The organism is Pseudomonas sp. 01L34 (assembly GCF_056400265.1).
On record NZ_JBFTSX010000001.1, the window covers coordinates 819,655 to 836,809 of the forward strand.

Sequence of the window (17,155 nt, forward strand, 5' to 3'; positions counted from 1 at the left end):
CATCCGGGCAATGGAGTGATGCGCCATCCGCAACGACCCCGGCGTTGCCGTTGGCGCAAAGCGCTATTGCGCGACGTGGCAATACTCCGGCGCTTGCGCTTTCTCTAACCTTGGGCACTTGGCGCAGGGCTCTCCATCAGCGCCCTTCCCCCGGATGCTCAAGGAGCTGTTCATGATCCCGAATCCTTCATCGATGCGCACCGCGCGTCCCTCGTGTTTCAAATCCTCATGAAGGGCAACTTCCTGAGATCCAGCCCCCTCTGGATCAGCGCGGCCGCCCTCGCTTCGATAGGTGCAATCGGCGCAGCGATGCTGATGTGGCGCCCGGCGATAGCACCGATTGAGCGCCCGCGAACGTTCGATGCCGCGCAATTGCAGCGCGGTGCGCGGGTGGTCGAAGCAGGCGATTGTGCGGTGTGTCATACGCGTCCGGGCGGTCAATACATGGCAGGCGGGCTGCCGCTGGTGACGCCGTTCGGCACGCTCTACAGCACCAACATCACACCCGACCCGCAGACCGGTCTCGGCCAATGGTCACTGCCGGCGTTCGAGCGGGCGATGCGTGAAGGGATCGCCCGCGATGGCCACTTCCTGTACCCCGCCTTCCCGTACGTGCACTACCGGCGCATGAGCGAAGACGACATTGCCGACGCGTATGCGTACTTGATGAGCGGCCCTGCCGTGAATTCACCGGCCATGCAAAACCACATGAATTTCCCGATGAACATCCGGCCGCTGGTGTCGTTCTGGAATCTGCTGTTTCTGCATGCAAAGCCGCTGACGCCGGTAGCGCAACAATCTGAAGCGTGGAATCGCGGACGTTATCTGGTTGAAGGCCCCGGCCACTGTGCGGGCTGCCATTCACCGTTGAACCTGATCGGTGCCGAGAAGTCCGGCGAAAGCCTCGCGGGCGGAGAGGTGGATGGCTGGGAGGCGCCTTCGCTGCTCGGCATGGCCCGTCGCACAAACCCGTGGAGCACTGAGCAGTTGGTCCACTATCTGCGGGCAGAAGTGGTGGACGGGCACGGCACAGCCGCGGGCCCGATGCGCCCGGTCAGCCTCAGTCTGGCTCGCTTGCCGGTCAGTGACGCCGAGGCGATTGCCGAGTATTTGCTGAGCCTGCAAACCAGGGCTGCGATCACCGAAATCCAACCCGGCGCCGGGAACGTTGAGACCTTGGACCAGACCAGCGGCGCCCTGCTGTTCGCCAGTGCCTGCGCCGGTTGTCATGCCCCTGCGGCGCCGATGCGCGAGATCGACGGGCGTCCGGGGCTGGATCGCACCTCGGCACTGCAAGCCCCAAGCGCACGCAACTTCCTGAAAACCGTGCTCGAAGGCGTGCCGGCAATGCCGGGCGTGCCCGGACCGGTCATGCCGCCGTTTGCCGCCAGCCTGGACAACGTTCAACTCATCGCCCTGGCGTCATACCTGCGCCAGCAAGCCAGGCCTGACCAACCCTGGACAGAGCTTTCTTCCACTATTGAAGCGATCCGTCAGGAGACGAAATGACCCAAGTCACGCTCAACGTCAACGGCTCGGCCCATGCATTGGAGCTGGAACCTGACATGCCGCTGCTCTATGCGCTGCGTAATCATCTGGGGCTGAACGGCGCCAAATACGGGTGTGGTTTGGGGCAGTGCGGCGCCTGTACGGTCATCGTCGATGACAAGCCGGTTTTTTCTTGCGTGACGCCCTGCGCGGGCCTTGAGGGCAAGAAGGTTCGAACGGTTGAAAGCCTCGGTTCTGCCGAACGTCCCGGCCCTTTGCAGAAAGCCTTTATCGACAAACAGGCGGCTCAATGCGGCTACTGCATCGCCGGCATGCTGATGCGCGCGCAGTCATTGCTGGAAAGCAATCCGCACCCGGACGAGCAGACCATTCGCGAGCACATGGCAGGCAACCTGTGTCGTTGCGGCACCCACCTGCGGATTATCGAGGCAATCAGCCTGGTGGCCGGGCAAAACGGGAGCGCGACATGACGATGGAGAAAAAAGTCGACCACAGTCGCCGGGCGTTCTTGCGTGGAGGCGCCTTGCTGGTGGCGTTTACCCTGGTGCCGGCGGCGCGTCGTGCATGGGCCGACACCGAAGTGGATACCCTCGGCACGGTGGTGCTGGCGCCTGATCTGCCCGGCAGCCTGCGCACCAATCCCTACCTCGATGCGTGGATTCGCGTGGGCCCTGAAGGCATCACCGTCTACACCGGCAAGGTCGAATTGGGCACTGGCGTCAAAACAGCCTTGCTGCAAATTGCCGCCGAACGTCTGGAGGTTTCGCCGACGGCGATCAACCTGCTGACTGCCGACACTGCCCTGACGCCCAACGAAGGCTACACCGCTGGCAGCCATAGCATTTTCGACAGCGGCACCGCGCTGTTCAACGCGGCGGCGCAGGTGCGTGAGTTATTGCTGCAGTCGGCCGGGCGCAGCTGGGAGGTGGCACCGCCACTGTTGACGACGCAGGAAGGCGTCATTCACGGCCCTGCCGGACAACGAATGTCCTACGCTGACGCCGTCAAAAACGTCGATCTGCACCTCTATGCCAAGTCCGAATCGCCGGCAATGCCCGCGACGGGCTTCAAGCTGATCGGTCATTCGCTGCAACGACTGGACATTCCGGCAAAAGTCAGCGGCGGCCCTGCATTTGTTCAGGACATTCGTCTGCCGGGCATGCTGCACGCTCGGGTAATTCGCCCTCCTCGTCCCGGCTGTACGCTGGAGGCCTTCGACGCGGAGTCGATCAAAACGTTGGCCGGGGTTGTGCAGGTGATTCGCGACGGCAATTACCTTGCCGTGGTGGCGCGTGATGAATGGCAAGCGATCAAGGCCATGCGCAGCGGATATGAATCGGCGCGCTGGAGCGGTGGACAAGCGATACCCGAGTCACGGGACATCCACACATTGCTCGAGCGCCTGCCTTCACGCCGCTACCCGATCAGCCATGAGGGAACCCCACAGGTGGCGACCGACAAGAGCTATCGAGCGCGCGTGACCAAGCAATACCTGATGCACGGATCCATCGGCCCGTCCTGCGCCGTGGCCTGGTTCAAGGACGGCACCCTCACCGTCTGGACCCACACCCAAGGCGTGTATCCGCTGCGCGCCGGGATCGCCGAAATGCTGCGGCTACCGCCCGACCGCGTTCGCTGTATCCACACCGAAGGGTCCGGTTGTTACGGCCACAACGGCGCAGACGATGCAGCGGCCGACGCGGCGTTGATTGCCATGCGAATACCGGGCACGCCGGTGCGGGTGCAGTGGATGCGCGAGCAGGAAAATCTCTGGGAACCCTACAGCTCGGCGATGGTGACTGAAGTGCAGGCCAATCTTGATGCGCAAGGTCGATTGCAGGACTGGAACTATGAACTGTGGACCACGCCGCATAACGAACGCATCGTCAACGCGGGCCGGTTGCTGCCGGCGCGACTGCTGGCCCGGCCGTTCATCTCTGCGCCTTCGGTGCCCATCGCTCAACCTGAAGGCGACGGCGATCGCAATGCCGTGCCGCTGTACACGCTGGCATCCACGCGCATCAACATGAACTTCGTCACTGAGATGCCGTTTCGCACCTCTGCCATGCGCTCGCTGGGCGCGCACATCAACATCTTCGCAATCGAGGCGTGCATCGATGAGCTTGCCGCCAGGGCCGGGAGCGATCCGGTGGCCTTGCGCCTTGCGCATCTGGCAGATCCCCGGGCGCGGGCCGTGGTGGAGCGCGTGCGCGACGCCATCGGCTGGTCGCAAAAAAGCAGCGAACCCGGCGCGGGCATCGGCTTCGCGTTTGCCCGCTATAAAAACATCATGGGTTATTGCGCGATCGCGGTGCGCTTGCGCGTACATCCGCAGACCGGCGAGGTGCAGGTCGATCACGTCGTCACGGCGGTAGACGTCGGGCAAATCGTCAATCCCGATGGCCTGCGCAACCAGGTGGAAGGCGGGATCGTGCAGTCCACCAGCTGGACGCTCTATGAAAAAGTCGCCTATGACGCCGGGGGCATACGCAGCTACGACTGGAGTGGCTACCCGATCCTGCGTTTTTCGCAGGTGCCGAAAAAGGTCGACGTGCACCTGCTCGACCAGCCGGGACAGCCGTTTCTCGGCGCCGCCGAAATCGTCCAGGGACCGATGGCCGCCGCCCTCGGCAATGCCGTGGCGAACGCTACCGGCCGACGCTGGCTGAACCTTCCTTTGACCCGCTCAGAGCAACCGTCCTGACCCTGCGCAGCGTTGCGTTTCACGCAATGCAGCGTAGAGGCTGATGCGGATTATCAAGCGGCATGCAGCGGATTAACTTACGGCCATACGGTGCCTGGCCAAACGTCCATCGCCGCCCTGCTCCCTCTTTTCGAAACCCGGAGAAATTCTATGACGCAGCAACTGTTCCAACCCATCGCATTGGGGCCATACACACTCCCGCACCGAGTGGCGATGGCGCCGCTGACCCGCTCACGCGCCGGGCAACCGGGCGATGTCCCGACGGCCATGAACGCCGAATATTACCGCCAGCGTGCGAGCGCCGCGTTGATCATCACCGAGGCGACGCAAATCTCCCGACAGGGCCAGGGCTATGCCTGGACCCCGGGAATCTACAGCGATGAGCAGGTACAGGCCTGGCGCGAAGTCAGCAGCCAGGTGCACGAGGCCGGCGGTTTGATCTTCATGCAACTCTGGCACGTGGGCCGCGTGTCGCACCCAAGCTTTCAGCCCGACAACGCCCTCCCGGTGGCCCCAAGCGCATTACCCGTGCCGGGCAAAACGTTCATCGTCGACGCGGATGGCAACGGTGTGTGGGGCGATGTGCCGGTTCCGCGGGCACTGGAAACCTCGGAGATCGCTGACATCATCAACGACTACCGCCGGGCCGCGCGCAATGCGCTGAACGCCGGGATGGATGGCGTGGAAATTCACGCCGGCAACGGCTATCTGTTGGATCAGTTCATCAACAGCAACAGTAACCAGCGCGAGGATAGCTACGGCGGCAGCCTGGAAAACCGTGCGCGCCTGTTATTGGAAGTGGTTGCTGCCGTCGTCGACGAAGTCGGTGCGCAGCGCGTGGGCGTACGCCTCACGCCGATGGGACGCTTCATGGGCATGGGCGATGAGACGCCGCAAGCTACGTTCGGCCACATCGTACGTTCGTTGAACCAGTGGAATCTGGCCTACCTGCACCTCGTCGAGCCTGCCGTCGTTGGCACCGTCAAGGACGAGAACTTCGATCCGCGCTGGGATGCAATCATCGGCCAACTGCGTGCAGCGTGGGACGGCGTGCTGATGATCGCCGGTGGCTACGACCCCGAGACGGCGGAACAGGCCTTGATCGACGGCCGCGCGGACATCATCGCGTTCGGCAGGCCGTTTCTGGCCAACCCTGATCTGCCACGACGAATTCGCGACGGGTTATCGCTCAATGCGCCGGATCCGAGCACCTTCTTCGGTGGCGATCAGCGTGGATACGTGGATTACCCGGCTCACTCCTGACAGGTGAATCCAGACCATCAATGCACCTTGGCGCGCCCGTGGGCGCCTCGTCCGACGGGCAGGAGCGCCGCGCCAAGGAACTGATGCTGCGTGCAATCAGCCGCAGCGTTTGCATCAGCGAACTGGCTGAACAATGCGCTCTAGCACAACCTCCAGTGGATGGCGCAATTGCGTGTTGGCGAAGCGCTTCACCTGACTGCGGCAGGAGTATCCCGTCGCCAGCGCCTCACCCTTTTTGTCCAGCTTGCCGGCCCATGACTGCTCGAAAATGGTCCGCGAGGTGTCCTGGTTCCGGGCTTCATGACCGTAGGTTCCAGACATGCCGCAGCAGCCGGTCGCCTCAGTCGTCAACTTGAGCCCGAGCCGGGCAAAAACGGTTTCCCATTGCGAAGTGCTGGCCGGGACATTGGTTTTCTCGGTGCAGTGCGCCAACAAACGGAAGGTATCAGTCGCCGGATGCGGATTTTCCGGCAACGCATCGCAGAGCCATTCCTGGGGTAGCAGGACCTTTGGGCAATCGTTGAGCCCCGGTACTTTCTGATATTCCTGGCGGTAGACCAGGGTCATCGCCGGGTCCAGGCCCACCAGCGGCACTCCACAGTCGGCGAGCGCCTTGAGCTGATGGGCGTTGCGGATCGCCGCCTTGGCGAAGGCACCGAGGAAACCCTGCACATGCAAAGGCTTGCCGTTGGGGCTATAGGGCGCCAGAAACACCCGATAACCCAGCTGATGCGCCAACTGGATGAAGCTCGCCAGCAATGGGGTTTCGAAGTACCGGGTGAAGGCGTCCTGCACCAGCACCACGCTGCGCTCGCGTTGCGCGACAGTGAGCTCGCGCAAGGCTGGCACACTGGCGACAGCGACCTTGCAGCGGGTCAGCGTGGCCTGCAGGTTATGGCGATTGATCAACGGACTGTCGAGCATACCGACCTGTCGCTCTAGCAGACGGCTCACCCATTTCGAGCTCATCACCGCGTTGTACACACCTGGCGCGTAGGCCATGTAAGGCAGGGTGAACTCCAGCGAGCCGATCAAATAGTCGCGCAGCGGGCGTTGATAACGACCGTGGTACAGCTCCAGAAATCGCGAACGGAATTCCGGCACGTTGACCTTGACCGGGCATTGTCCCGCACAGGATTTACAGGCCAGACACCCCGCCATCGCGTCGTAGACCTCATGGGAGAAATCCGCCTCGCCGCGCGAGCGCGCCAGGTTGTTGCGCAACCGAGCTGGCAACCCGCTCAGCCACGACAATTTGCCTCGGGCCGCTTGCAGTACATCGATATTGGCCGCGCCTTGCAGACGCAACCACTCGCGAATCAATGAGGCCCTGCCCTTTGGCGAATGCTGGCGTTCACGGGTGGCTTTCCACGACGGGCACATCGCATCGTTGGGATCGTAGTTGTAGCAGGCGCCATTACCGTTGCAGTGCACGGCGGAGCCGAAGCTTTGCCAGACGCGCTCGTCGATTTGCCGGTCCAGGTCACCACGCAGCGTGACTTCGTTGACCTTGAGCAAGCCTTGGGCGGCGTCCGGCGGAGTGCAGATTTTGCCGGGATTGAGCTGATTGTGCGGGTCGAACGCGCCCTTGAGCGATTGCAGCGCCGGGTACAGCTCGCCAAAAAATTCGGGGACATATTCCGAACGCAAACCTTTGCCGTGCTCACCCCACAGCAGCCCCCCATAACGCCGGGTCAGCTCGGCCACGGCATCGGAAATCGGCTTGACCAGAGCGGCCTGGGCCGGATCTTTCATATCCAGCGCCGGACGTACATGCAACACACCGGCATCGACGTGACCGAACATGCCATAGGCCAGGCCATGGCTATCCAGCAAGGCGCGGAACTCAGCGATGTAGTCAGCCAGTTTCTCCGGTGGCACGGCGGTGTCTTCGACGAAAGGCTGCGGGCGAACCTCGCCGTCAACGTTACCCAGCAGCCCGACCGAGCGTTTGCGCATGGTGTATACGCGGGTCACGGCTTCGGCCCCTTCGGCCAGGGTGTGGCCCAGTCGCTCAATCGTCGTGTCGGCCTGCAGATGCTCCACGAACGACGCCACGCGAGCATTTACGTCCGCCAGGTCTTCCCCGCTGAACTCCACCAGGTTGATGCCCAGCGTCGCGCGCCCGGCGTCCGTCGGGAAGTACTCGGCGACGCTGTGCCAGACGATGTCTTTCATCGCCAGCATCAACACTTTGGAGTCCACGGTTTCGATGGACAACGGCTTGTGCGCCAATAACGCATTAGCGTCGCGCAACGCATCCATGAAGCTGCTGTAGCGCACGTTCACCAACACCGAATACTTGGGAATCGGCAGCACGTTGAGCTTGGCCTCGACGATGTAGCCCAACGAACCTTCCGCACCGCACAGCACACTGTTGAGGTTGAAACGCCCGTGCTCGTCGCGCAGGTGCGCCAGGTCGTAACCGGTCAGGCAGCGGTTGAGTTTCGGGAATACCGACTCGATCAGGTCGGCCTGGGTTTCCTGAATGTGCCGCGCCGTCCGGTACACCTCGCCGATGCGGCCGGATTGCGTGCATGCCACTTCCAGCTCCGCGTCGGACAGAGGCCGGCTGTGCAGGCGCTCGCCACCGAGCAGCACACTGTGCAGTTCCAGCACGTGATCGCGGGTCTTGCCATAGGTGCAACTCCCCTGGCCGCTGGCGTCGGTGTTGATCATGCCGCCGACGGTGGCGCGGTTGGACGTCGACAGCTCCGGGGCGAAGAACAGCCCATGGGGTTTGAGCGCGGCATTCAGCTGGTCCTTGACCACGCCCGCCTGCACCCGCACCCAACGCTCGGCGACGTTGATTTCCAGGATGGTGTTCATGTGCCGCGACAAGTCGACCACGATGCCATCGGTCAATGACTGGCCGTTGGTGCCGGTGCCGCCGCCTCGCGGGGTCAGCTTGATCTGGCGAAAGCGTGGTTCGGCCATCAAGGTCGCGATGCGTGCGATGTCGTCCGCGTCCATGGGGAACACCGCCGCTTGCGGCAGGCGCTGGTAAATCGAGTTGTCGGTCGCCAGCACGGTGCGGGTGGCGTAGTCGGCGCTGAGCTGGCCACGAAAGCCGCTGGCGCGCAGGGCCTGAAGAAATTCCGGGTAGTCTGCCGCGAGTGCAACGGTGGGCAACTGAGCGATCATCGCAGGCTGTTCTCTTGTCGGTCTAATCATGGGAAAAAATCAAAACACTTGTCGCCTGAGCATTAATGGGTCAGCCTCAGGTCGTCGGCTACGCCAATGATCCTGTAGGCTCTGGCGCCGGACAAACGGATAATCCTGCCGCTATCGATGACTTTTACGAATGAATTACCGTCACCTCACGCCCTCGATGTCGTTGCTGCTGGCCTTTGAGGCCGCCGCCCGCCATGAAAGCTACACCCGTGCCGCGATGGAACTGTCACTGACCCAAAGCGCCGTGAGCCGGCAAGTCCAGGCGCTGGAACAGCAACTGGGCCTGACGCTGTTTCGCCGTGAAGGCCGGCAAGTGCAGTTGACCGATGTCGGTCGTCTCTACCAGCGGGAAATGAGCGAAGCGCTCGGACGCATCCGCAGCGCCACGTTGCAAGCCATGGCTTATCAATCCGGCAGCGGCACCCTGCGCCTGGCCACCTTGCCGACCTTCGGCTCGAAGTGGTTATTGCCGCGCCTACATGACTTCTACAAAACCCATCCCGGCATGCTGGTGCACATCAATTCCCGGATCGACGCCATCGACTTCGAAACCAGCGGTATCGATGCCGCGATCGTCGTCGGCAATGCCGATTTGCCGGGTCTGATCAGCCATCGCCTGCACACCGAAGAACTGATGGTGATCATTTCTCCAGAAGTGGCCGAGCTCCACGACGCCTGGACGCCGGAGCGCATTGGCGCACAGACACTGCTCAACGTCGCAAACAACGCTAACGTCTGGGGCGAGTGGTTCAGCCACCACGCCCTGCCCCATCGAATGATGCGGCTGGGGCCGAGTTTCGAACTCACCTCGCACTTGATCCAGGCCGTCAGGGCTGGCATCGGCATCGGTTTGGTGCCACGTATTCTAGTGGCCGACGAGTTGGCCAACGCAGAGCTGATCAGCCTCGACCAGCCGTTCGCCAGCCAGCGCAGTTACTACCTGACCTACCCGCCGCGCAACGAGATGTTGCCATCGCTTATCGCGTTCCGTACCTGGTTGCTGGAACAGATCTGAACGAGCGCGAAGAACAGGCTGACCATTTTGTTCTTCTATGATGTCCATCAGTTGCGCGCGCAACTGCAGGATTTTTGATGCGTTGGTGGCAAGGGAATTGAGGAATCGATGACTGACCGCGAACAACTCCATCGAGATGGCTTTGCGCTGCTCCGTCGAGCGATCCCAGCCGAGTGGCTGGGTGACCTTCGTGCCGTGTTCGATGCGGGCGTGAAGCCGGCGGACCAATGGCCAGTGCCGCGTGGCATGGATTGGCGCCATTCGCTGCTGGATTCTGATTCGAAGATTCAGGCGGTGTGTCGTCTGCCGGAGCTGCTGACGGTGGTTGGTGAGCTGATCGGAGAGCGGTTTTTCCTCTCGCAGGTGGAGGGTCGCGAGCCCCTTGCAGGTGGCGGTCATCAGCAGCTGCACCGCGACTTGTCGGTCCAACGGCCAGGCGACATTGTGAACGCTATTGCTTACTTCGACGATTATGGCCCCGAGAACGGCGCAACACGTATCGTTCCCGGCAGCCATCGCCCTGACCAGGAAGCGCCGCCATACGACTTCAATGATGAGTCCCGGTCCGTGCAGCTTTCAGGCTCCGCGGGTGACATCCTGGTGTTTGATGCCGATTTAGTGCATGCGGGCAGTCTGAACTCGATCGGCGCACGCCGACGCTCCATCCTGATCAGCTATTTTTCGGAGCCTTTATACGCGTCACACCTGGAAACGGTGAGCCTGCGCAGTATCCGGATGGACACAACCGATCGGTTCGACCCTTCGGACTTTACCTGCTCAAGCCATCAAAAATAGCGGACCGAAAACCAACAAGGAGTGCCTGCTATCAATGGCAGCCCCCACCACACCCGTCCAACTGACAATCGGACGGGTGTGGTGGCCTTGATGGATTCTCCAGGGGGGATCCACCCCTACAGCTGGGACTTTTTTTGTGTCCGCCACTTTCCTGGGGGCATATTGAATTTACTGGAGAACATTCGGGTGAAATGGGCTTGATCAGCAAACCCGCACTCCAACCCCACTTGAGAAATAGAAAAATCAGTTTGCTCAAGGAATTCTTTCGCTCGGGTTAATCTTGCAAGCTGAAGCCAATCACGTGGGGAGTGGCCCGTAGCATTCTTGAAAGCTCGGGAAAAATGACTTCGTGACAAGGAACACTCCTTGGCTACGGCCGAAACCTGAATGCCGCAATCAAGGTTTTCCATCATGACTTCTTTTGCTTTTCGCTCCTGCCAATAACTCAGTCTGCCCGGCCCGTTATTGGTCGCTATGAGTCGCAGATTGGCGCATGCCATCGTCATGATCGGCTCAGCGCCAAGCCCGGCGGCACCGATTGCGATGGATACCCGTTTGTCGCCTCCCTGGCTGGACTTGAAGACTTCTACAACGTCCACGTCGTTCATTGTGACCTCTCAATGTTGGAGACGAGGTCTATTGTGGCCAGCATCATTTTGGCGAAAGCGCTTGATCGGGCCGTCCATGCGCCCGTTTGGGCCAGATCGTTAGCGGGGTTTGCGTAGCCCGCTTGGGGTTAGACCCAGGTGGCGCTTGAACAGTCGAGCAAGGTATGAGGGGGAGTCCAGGCCTACCGCGAGGCTGACTTCGAGGATCGATAGTGAAGTGCATGAAACAAGCCGGGCGGCCGTTTCCACTCGGGTGCGGTTGGTGAAATCCAGCAGGGTTTCGCCCGTAATGTCTTTGAAGATACGAGTAAGGTGACGCCGTGACAGGTGGAACTCATGCCCAATCGACTCAATATCCAAATCTGTTTCCAGATTCTCCTGAATGTAGCGCTGTATGTCGCGAACCAGCGTCGCCTGCTGCTGATGTTCACTCGGCTGCGGCTGAGTCTGCTGACAAGCGATAACCCGCGCGCACTCCTCGAAGAGCAGATGATTGAGATGGGGTAATTGGCGCTGAAAGGCCTCCGCGGATGCACTGCCTTGCAGTTGGTCGTACAGGCGCAAGATACTTTCCAGCGTCTCTGTTCCTTGCCAGATCCCCGATCGATTTACCTGTTTGGCGAAACCGCTGTAACCGTTCATCTGTCCTTGATGCTTGATGTAAGAGGGATCGACATACAAGGTCATATGTTTCTCCCGCCCCGGAACCGCTTGGGTTGCGTGTGCAAAGTCTGCCGGCACAAAGGAAAACAACCGGGGCGAAACGTGAGAAGTTTGGCTGCTTTCGGTCGACAGAAATAGCCCTCCCTGGCGTGGTAACAGCAGCATATGACAGTCGTGGGCGTGCCAATCCACGGCGTAGCCACTGGTGTCGCTAGTCTCCAAGTGAAACACTTCGGGCGACTGACCACTGAGCTTGGACGACATGTAGGCCATAAAATAGACCCCTTAATACAAGTGCACCGCTGCAATAGCCTCGTCGGGGCGGTTCTGAGCGGCGGATGGGGACCATCGGTAACAATAGATGCGTCATCATACATACCTTCCCAACGCCGCACGACCAGACCAAAGCGTCCCTCCCCCCCTTGACTTGCGCCCGACCCACGCGCACTGCCGATCGCTGTGGATGACCCGGATCATCTCTCCATCAGGCAATACGCTCGAATAGTCCAAACATGGGTAACAGCCATTGGACTTGATCCGACGATGCAATTTTTTGAGGTATGCATTCCCTTCAGGAATGCTCCACATAAAATTAATGAATTTTTATTATTGCTGTGTCTGGCGTAGCTTGATTTCAGGACATGGAGAACCGCCTTGAAATCATCCCCTCTCAACTCAGAAAAATTTGATACCTCACGAGCCATTGAGTACGGACGACAGAGCCGTATTGCGCTAGCAGGATATGACGCCTGCCAAGACTTGGCGGCGTGCATGCTGGCGGCAAGCCTGGGCACTGCACGTTCGGCAAAAATACTTGTAGTTGGCGCTGGCGGTACGGCGCAGGAAATTGTTGCTATGGCCAAGCTTGAGCCGGGTTGGCGCTTCACGGCCGTTAATCCGTCCGAGCCGATGTTGGAGGCTGCAAAGCAGCAATTAGAGGCAAACAACTTGCTTGAAAGAACGGCCATGCATCTTGGGCATGTTGAAGACCTGGCAGCAGACGAGTCATACGACGCAGCGACCTTGATCGGGGTACTCCATCATCTCGATGGAGATGAAACCAAGCGACAAATTTTACGATCCATTCGGGCTCATCTAAAACCGGGGGCGCCGTTGATTGTCGCGGGGAATCAATACGCTTATGCCAGCCAGCCGCTACTGCTTGCGGCTTGGGGGCAGCGGTGGCGGCAGCATGGAGCCAGCCCGGATGAAGTGAAGGTCAAGCTTGGGAAAATCCTTCAAGGCGCTGATCCTCCACATTCCGAGGCGGCGGTTCAAAATCTCTTGCATGACGCCGGATTTGGAGACGCTACCCGTTTCTTCAGCAGCCTTTTCTGGGGGGCGTGGTTGACGTGCAAAGTGGTCTGAACATGATTGAAAGTATTAGATATACGTCGACCGTAACAGACCAATGGCGGGAAATCTATAATCACCAACGTCCACACCAAGCTCTGGATTTTAACGTTCCTGCCTCCCGGTACCGGCAAAGCGAGCTGTGCTATCAGGAGGTACCGGCGGAACTGGAGTACGGCGATGATGACGAAGTGCGAACAGTGCAAGCCAACGGGGAGCTCAACTGGTGAGGGTAGGAGCTCAAGCTGGGCCCGGGCGTTTACCGGTGAGCGTGTGGGCTTGCGCAGGACCTTGGAGGACGGCAAGCACGATGTCTACTGGGTAGGCATCGCATTGCACAAATTGAGATGAACGCCCGATCCGTAATATCAGGTAAACGGCTTCGTTAACTGTCCACTATGTCTCCGAACATGTGTCCACCATGTCCCCCGGTCCAAACAGAACGCCCCGCAGGAAACACCCTGCGCTTTCACAGAAGAGCGTTCAAGCGCAAGGGCACTGTCCTTCGGGGCATCACTCAATTTCGATGCAACAGGGTATTGGGCGCAACGCCAAATGCTTTGCGAAACGCATGGCTGAAATGGGAGAAGTCAGAAAACCCGAAGTCCAGCGCCGCCTGGGACACACTGCGCACCTGACCGCGCTCGATCGCTTCACGGCTGGCATTCAGGCGCTCTTTCCAGATTTCTGCCACGGGGGTCTTCTGGTAACGGGCGAAGGCTCGGGTGACGGTGCGGGTGGACACATTGTGGGCCTGCGCGATGACTTCAATCGACAGGTCCGGCTCGGTCAAGTGCCGTTGAATGTACTTCATGATGCGGCCGTAGAGATCCAGCTCATCGTGACTGATCTTCAAGTCCTGGAGTTCCAGGCTGATGACAAGGAGGTCGAGCAAAGCGCTGGAGTAACGGTTCGAGATGGCCTCATCCTGCAACGATGCCGGCGCACTCGCGGCCTGACGCAACATTTCACGCAATGGAATGACTCCCGGACGCCGCTCGTCGAGAACCATCGCGGTGTAATCGGCGATACGTGGCAGGCGTTCGACGAGCAAGGCTCGCGGAATGCGCACCAGGTGGTTTTCAGTGCCACCGAAGCTGAATCGAAACGCCTGAGTTGCGTCATAAAGAAACAAATTGCCCGCCGCCAGGTTGGCTTTTCTGCCGCCCTGTTCAATCTGGCCGTGGCCATTTCGAGAGAACCCCAACCATAAATCTTCGGAAGGACCACTGCGCAGATGCTGCTCGGAGCGTTCCCAGTAATGCAGGGGTGCAGACAGCGAACAAATGTCCAGATCACCCACGGTATTGACTGCAAGCGAGCCATCAAAACTGCTCTGGGACAAAGGTTTGCTATCGGCCGCCAGGCAATGGCGGCAGACCACTTCCTTCCAATAATCAAAGCGGCGCGGGGCCGCGACAGCGAGGGTCGAATATTGAGTGCTTGGGTTCATGCCACGGACCTCAGTACAACCTTGCAGTAAGAGCGCGAGAAGTTCTAACGGCTTTATCGCAGCAATTAACAGGCCAAGCGCATTCATGCCGATCCTGAAGGGCTCTGCGAAGAGACTGCCATCGAGGTTTTCGCCCGGCCAACGTGACGCGAGAACACCTCAAAATCCCCACTTAGAGGCAGAGTGCCTGACGTATTCGGCGTGGGTGCACCAATGCCGATCATGGCCGCGCCGCGTGTGTCGGCGTTGTCTTTTACAACCAAACGGTTGTCCTGACGAACAAAGCGGCCTATCGCCGTCCAGCCTAATTTTCACCTCACAGCAGCTCATCCCCCTGCTGATGAGGCCTCCCATGGACCGACAATATTCAAAACAATTGCCTGACTCATCCTGGCTTCTGCACATGCGCGATCTCGTGCCTGAGGAGTCGGCTTACTGGTTGATTGAATGGGGAGCCATGAAGCTGCTGCATCGACGGCAGGTCGCCAAGCGCACCCCGCCGCCGAAGCGTGAATCCAAACCGCTTGCCTGAAAAAAAACGAGGAGCTCAAGATGGAATCTGCAATCGACAAACATCTCAAATGCCCACGCACCCTGTCCCGCCGCGTGCCAGATGAGTATCAGCCACCGTTTCCGATGTGGGTGGCACGCGCTGACGAGCAACTGCAACAAGTAGTGATGGGGTACTTCGGCGTGCAGTATCAAGGCGATGCACAGCGCGAGGCCGCATTGCAGGCGATGCGTCATATCGTCGGCAGTTTCAGCCTGGCCAATGGCCCGCAGAACCACGACTTGACCCACCACACCGACAACAGCGGTTTCGACAATCTGATTGTCGTCGGGTATTGGAAAGACCCGGCGGCCCACTGTCGCTGGTTGCGTTCACCGGAGGTGAATGACTGGTGGGCTTCGTCGGATCGGCTGAGTGATGGCCTTGGCTATTTCCGTGAAATCAGCGCCCCGCGCGCCGAGCAGTTTGAGACCCTGTACGCCTTCCAGGACAACCTGCCCGGCGTCGGCGCGGTAATGGATACGACCAGTAGTGAAATCGAAGAACACGGCTACTGGGGCTCGATGCGCGACCGCTTCCCGATCTCCCAGACAGACTGGATGATGCCCACCAGCGAGCTGCAAGTGGTCGCGGGTGATCCCGCCAAGGGTGGCCGGGTGGTGATCATGGGGCATGACAACCTCGCCTTGATTCGCTCAGGCCAGGACTGGGCGGACGCCGAGGCTGAAGAACGTTCACTGTACCTCGACGAGATCCTGCCGACCCTGCAGGACGGCATGGACTTCCTGCGTGACAACGGCCAACCCCTGGGCTGCTACAGCAACCGCTTCGTGCGCAATATCGACCTGGACGGCAACTTCCTCGACGTGAGCTACAACATCGGTCACTGGCGCTCGATCGAGAAGCTCGAACGCTGGGCGGAATCCCACCCCACCCATCTGCGAATTTTCGTGACCTTCTTCCGTGTCGCGGCGGGCCTGAAGAAATTGCGGCTGTACCACGAAGTGTCGGTGTCGGACGCCAAGAGCCAGGTGTTCGAGTACATCAACTGTCACCCGCAGACCGGAATGCTGCGCGACGCGCAATCGCCTGCATCCTGAACCTGGCCGGCGTCTAAAACCCCGAATTTCTGCCGTTTTGCCGCCCTGCCCGGGCGGCACGGCCTTGCCGTGCAAGGAATAAAAGATGAATAAGATCCGTCTGCTGACACTCTCCACGCTGTTGCCCGTACTCCACGCGAACGCTGGTGAGGTGGCCCCTGGCGATTACGAGCAATACCCGGTCGGCGCTACCATCGGCGCGATTTACTACCAGCACTCCACCACAGACTCGGCCTACGCCAATGGCCATAAGGCCAGCTCGGACTTCAGGTTGAGCTCGGACGTCGGCATCCTGCGTCTGCTCCATGTGTACGCGCTGAGTGAAACGGTCACCATCGACCCGCAATTCCTCCTGCCCTTCGGGCACGTTTCCACTGGCGGCGATGCCTCGACACTCGGCAGTACCCGGGGCGTCGGCGACTTGATCCTCACCGCGCCGGTCAAGTGGCGGCTCAACGAAGCCCGCGACACCCTCAGTATCGCCCCCTATGTGTATGTCCCTTCCGGTACCTACGACAAGAACGACGCGCTCAACCTCGGTGAGAACCGCTGGAAATTCGAGCTGCAGAGCGCCTACGTCAAGCACTTCACGGAGAAGTGGGCAATGGACCTGGTCGGCGGTGCCACTTGGTATGGCGATAACACCGATTACGGCGCCAATGGCGACCGCCTCAAGCAGGACGTGTCCTACGCTGCCCAGGTGATGGGCCGTTACATGCCAGACGCCACCACGGCATTCGGCGTCGGCTTCGGGCGTACCTGGGGCGGTGAAACCAGCGTCGCGCGTGTCAACCAGGACGACGAAATGGGCACCACCAACTTCCGCCTGACAGCCACCAAATTCGTCACCCCCCAGGACCAGCTCCAGCTGCAGCTGGGCAAGGACCTTTCAGTGGATAACGGCGCCAAAGAGGACTTCCGCATGAACCTGCGTTACGCGCACGTGTTCTAGCCAACTGTCCAGCAGACAGCCGCCGGACACCCTTCCTGCGCCTGGCGCAAGGATG

15 protein-coding genes are annotated in these 17,155 nt (G+C 60.2%); 11 read left to right on the top strand and 4 right to left on the bottom strand.

Annotated elements, in window-relative coordinates; genetic code table 11:
* Window positions 1-309 precede the first annotated feature (309 nt).
* The 4 genes from AC1DQM_RS03595 to AC1DQM_RS03610 all read left to right on the top strand — a co-directional run bounded on the left by AC1DQM_RS03595 (window position 310) and on the right by AC1DQM_RS03610 (window position 5,476).
* Entirely contained in the window at window positions 310-1,509 is a 1,200-nt protein-coding gene (locus tag AC1DQM_RS03595) for a cytochrome c (protein WP_225602744.1), read from the top strand.
* Entirely contained in the window at window positions 1,506-1,979 is a 474-nt protein-coding gene (locus AC1DQM_RS03600) for a (2Fe-2S)-binding protein (protein WP_111453256.1), read from the top strand. Before AC1DQM_RS03595 ends, AC1DQM_RS03600 begins: the two co-directional genes overlap by 4 nt.
* Window positions 1,976-4,213, top strand: a complete 2,238-nt coding sequence (locus tag AC1DQM_RS03605; protein WP_138867476.1) for a xanthine dehydrogenase family protein molybdopterin-binding subunit — start codon at window positions 1,976-1,978, stop codon at window positions 4,211-4,213. Before AC1DQM_RS03600 ends, AC1DQM_RS03605 begins: the two co-directional genes overlap by 4 nt.
* Window positions 4,214-4,363: 150 nt before the next feature.
* Window positions 4,364-5,476 carry an alkene reductase gene (locus AC1DQM_RS03610; protein ID WP_111453254.1) on the top strand — a complete coding sequence of 371 codons (1,113 nt, stop codon included), beginning with the start codon at window positions 4,364-4,366 and terminating at the stop codon, window positions 5,474-5,476.
* A 114-nt stretch (window positions 5,477-5,590) separates the two neighbouring features.
* Here the strand turns inward: AC1DQM_RS03610 and ydiJ are convergent, their stop codons facing one another.
* Window positions 5,591-8,620, bottom strand: coding sequence for a D-2-hydroxyglutarate dehydrogenase YdiJ (gene ydiJ, locus AC1DQM_RS03615; protein WP_138867475.1), 3,030 nt, complete (start codon window positions 8,618-8,620; stop codon window positions 5,591-5,593).
* A gap of 160 nt (window positions 8,621-8,780) precedes the next feature.
* On the opposite strand from ydiJ, the gene AC1DQM_RS03620 reads away from it, so the two are divergent.
* Both AC1DQM_RS03620 and AC1DQM_RS03625 read left to right on the top strand, forming a co-directional pair.
* Window positions 8,781-9,665, top strand: coding sequence for a LysR substrate-binding domain-containing protein (locus tag AC1DQM_RS03620; protein WP_086945559.1), 885 nt, complete (start codon window positions 8,781-8,783; stop codon window positions 9,663-9,665).
* Between the two features lie 108 nt (window positions 9,666-9,773).
* Window positions 9,774-10,460: a phytanoyl-CoA dioxygenase family protein gene (locus tag AC1DQM_RS03625; RefSeq protein WP_138867474.1), complete on the top strand. Its 687-nt coding sequence runs from the start codon at window positions 9,774-9,776 to the stop codon at window positions 10,458-10,460.
* Window positions 10,461-10,576: 116 nt separating this feature from the next.
* On the opposite strand, the gene AC1DQM_RS03630 is transcribed toward AC1DQM_RS03625, so the two are convergent.
* Window positions 10,577-11,068, bottom strand: a complete 492-nt coding sequence (locus AC1DQM_RS03630; protein WP_064617675.1) for a helix-turn-helix domain-containing protein — start codon at window positions 11,066-11,068, stop codon at window positions 10,577-10,579.
* A 99-nt stretch (window positions 11,069-11,167) separates the two neighbouring features.
* Window positions 11,168-12,004 carry an AraC family transcriptional regulator gene (locus AC1DQM_RS03635; protein ID WP_138867473.1) on the bottom strand — a complete coding sequence of 279 codons (837 nt, stop codon included), beginning with the start codon at window positions 12,002-12,004 and terminating at the stop codon, window positions 11,168-11,170.
* 381 nt (window positions 12,005-12,385) lie between these two features.
* Here AC1DQM_RS03635 and AC1DQM_RS03640 point away from each other — a divergent pair, with 381 nt between their 5' ends.
* Complete coding sequence (locus AC1DQM_RS03640; protein ID WP_138867472.1) at window positions 12,386-13,099, top strand: class I SAM-dependent methyltransferase; 714 nt, start codon at window positions 12,386-12,388, stop codon at window positions 13,097-13,099.
* A 2-nt stretch (window positions 13,100-13,101) separates the two neighbouring features.
* On the top strand, window positions 13,102-13,314 hold the full coding sequence (locus tag AC1DQM_RS03645) for an integrase core domain-containing protein (RefSeq protein ID WP_225602743.1): 213 nt from the start codon (window positions 13,102-13,104) through the stop codon (window positions 13,312-13,314).
* 287 nt (window positions 13,315-13,601) lie between these two features.
* Here AC1DQM_RS03645 and AC1DQM_RS03650 read toward each other — a convergent pair whose 3' ends face one another.
* Window positions 13,602-14,537 carry an AraC-like ligand-binding domain-containing protein gene (locus AC1DQM_RS03650; protein WP_018929040.1) on the bottom strand — a complete coding sequence of 312 codons (936 nt, stop codon included), beginning with the start codon at window positions 14,535-14,537 and terminating at the stop codon, window positions 13,602-13,604.
* 352 nt (window positions 14,538-14,889) lie between these two features.
* On the opposite strand from AC1DQM_RS03650, the gene AC1DQM_RS03655 reads away from it, so the two are divergent.
* The 3 genes from AC1DQM_RS03655 to AC1DQM_RS03665 all read left to right on the top strand — a co-directional run bounded on the left by AC1DQM_RS03655 (window position 14,890) and on the right by AC1DQM_RS03665 (window position 17,100).
* Entirely contained in the window at window positions 14,890-15,069 is a 180-nt protein-coding gene (locus tag AC1DQM_RS03655; protein WP_018929039.1) for a hypothetical protein, read from the top strand.
* A 20-nt stretch (window positions 15,070-15,089) separates the two neighbouring features.
* Window positions 15,090-16,148, top strand: a complete 1,059-nt coding sequence (oxdA, locus tag AC1DQM_RS03660; RefSeq protein ID WP_138867471.1) for an aliphatic aldoxime dehydratase — start codon at window positions 15,090-15,092, stop codon at window positions 16,146-16,148.
* Between the two features lie 85 nt (window positions 16,149-16,233).
* Window positions 16,234-17,100, top strand: a complete 867-nt coding sequence (locus AC1DQM_RS03665; RefSeq protein WP_138867470.1) for a transporter — start codon at window positions 16,234-16,236, stop codon at window positions 17,098-17,100.
* Window positions 17,101-17,155 lie beyond the last annotated feature (55 nt).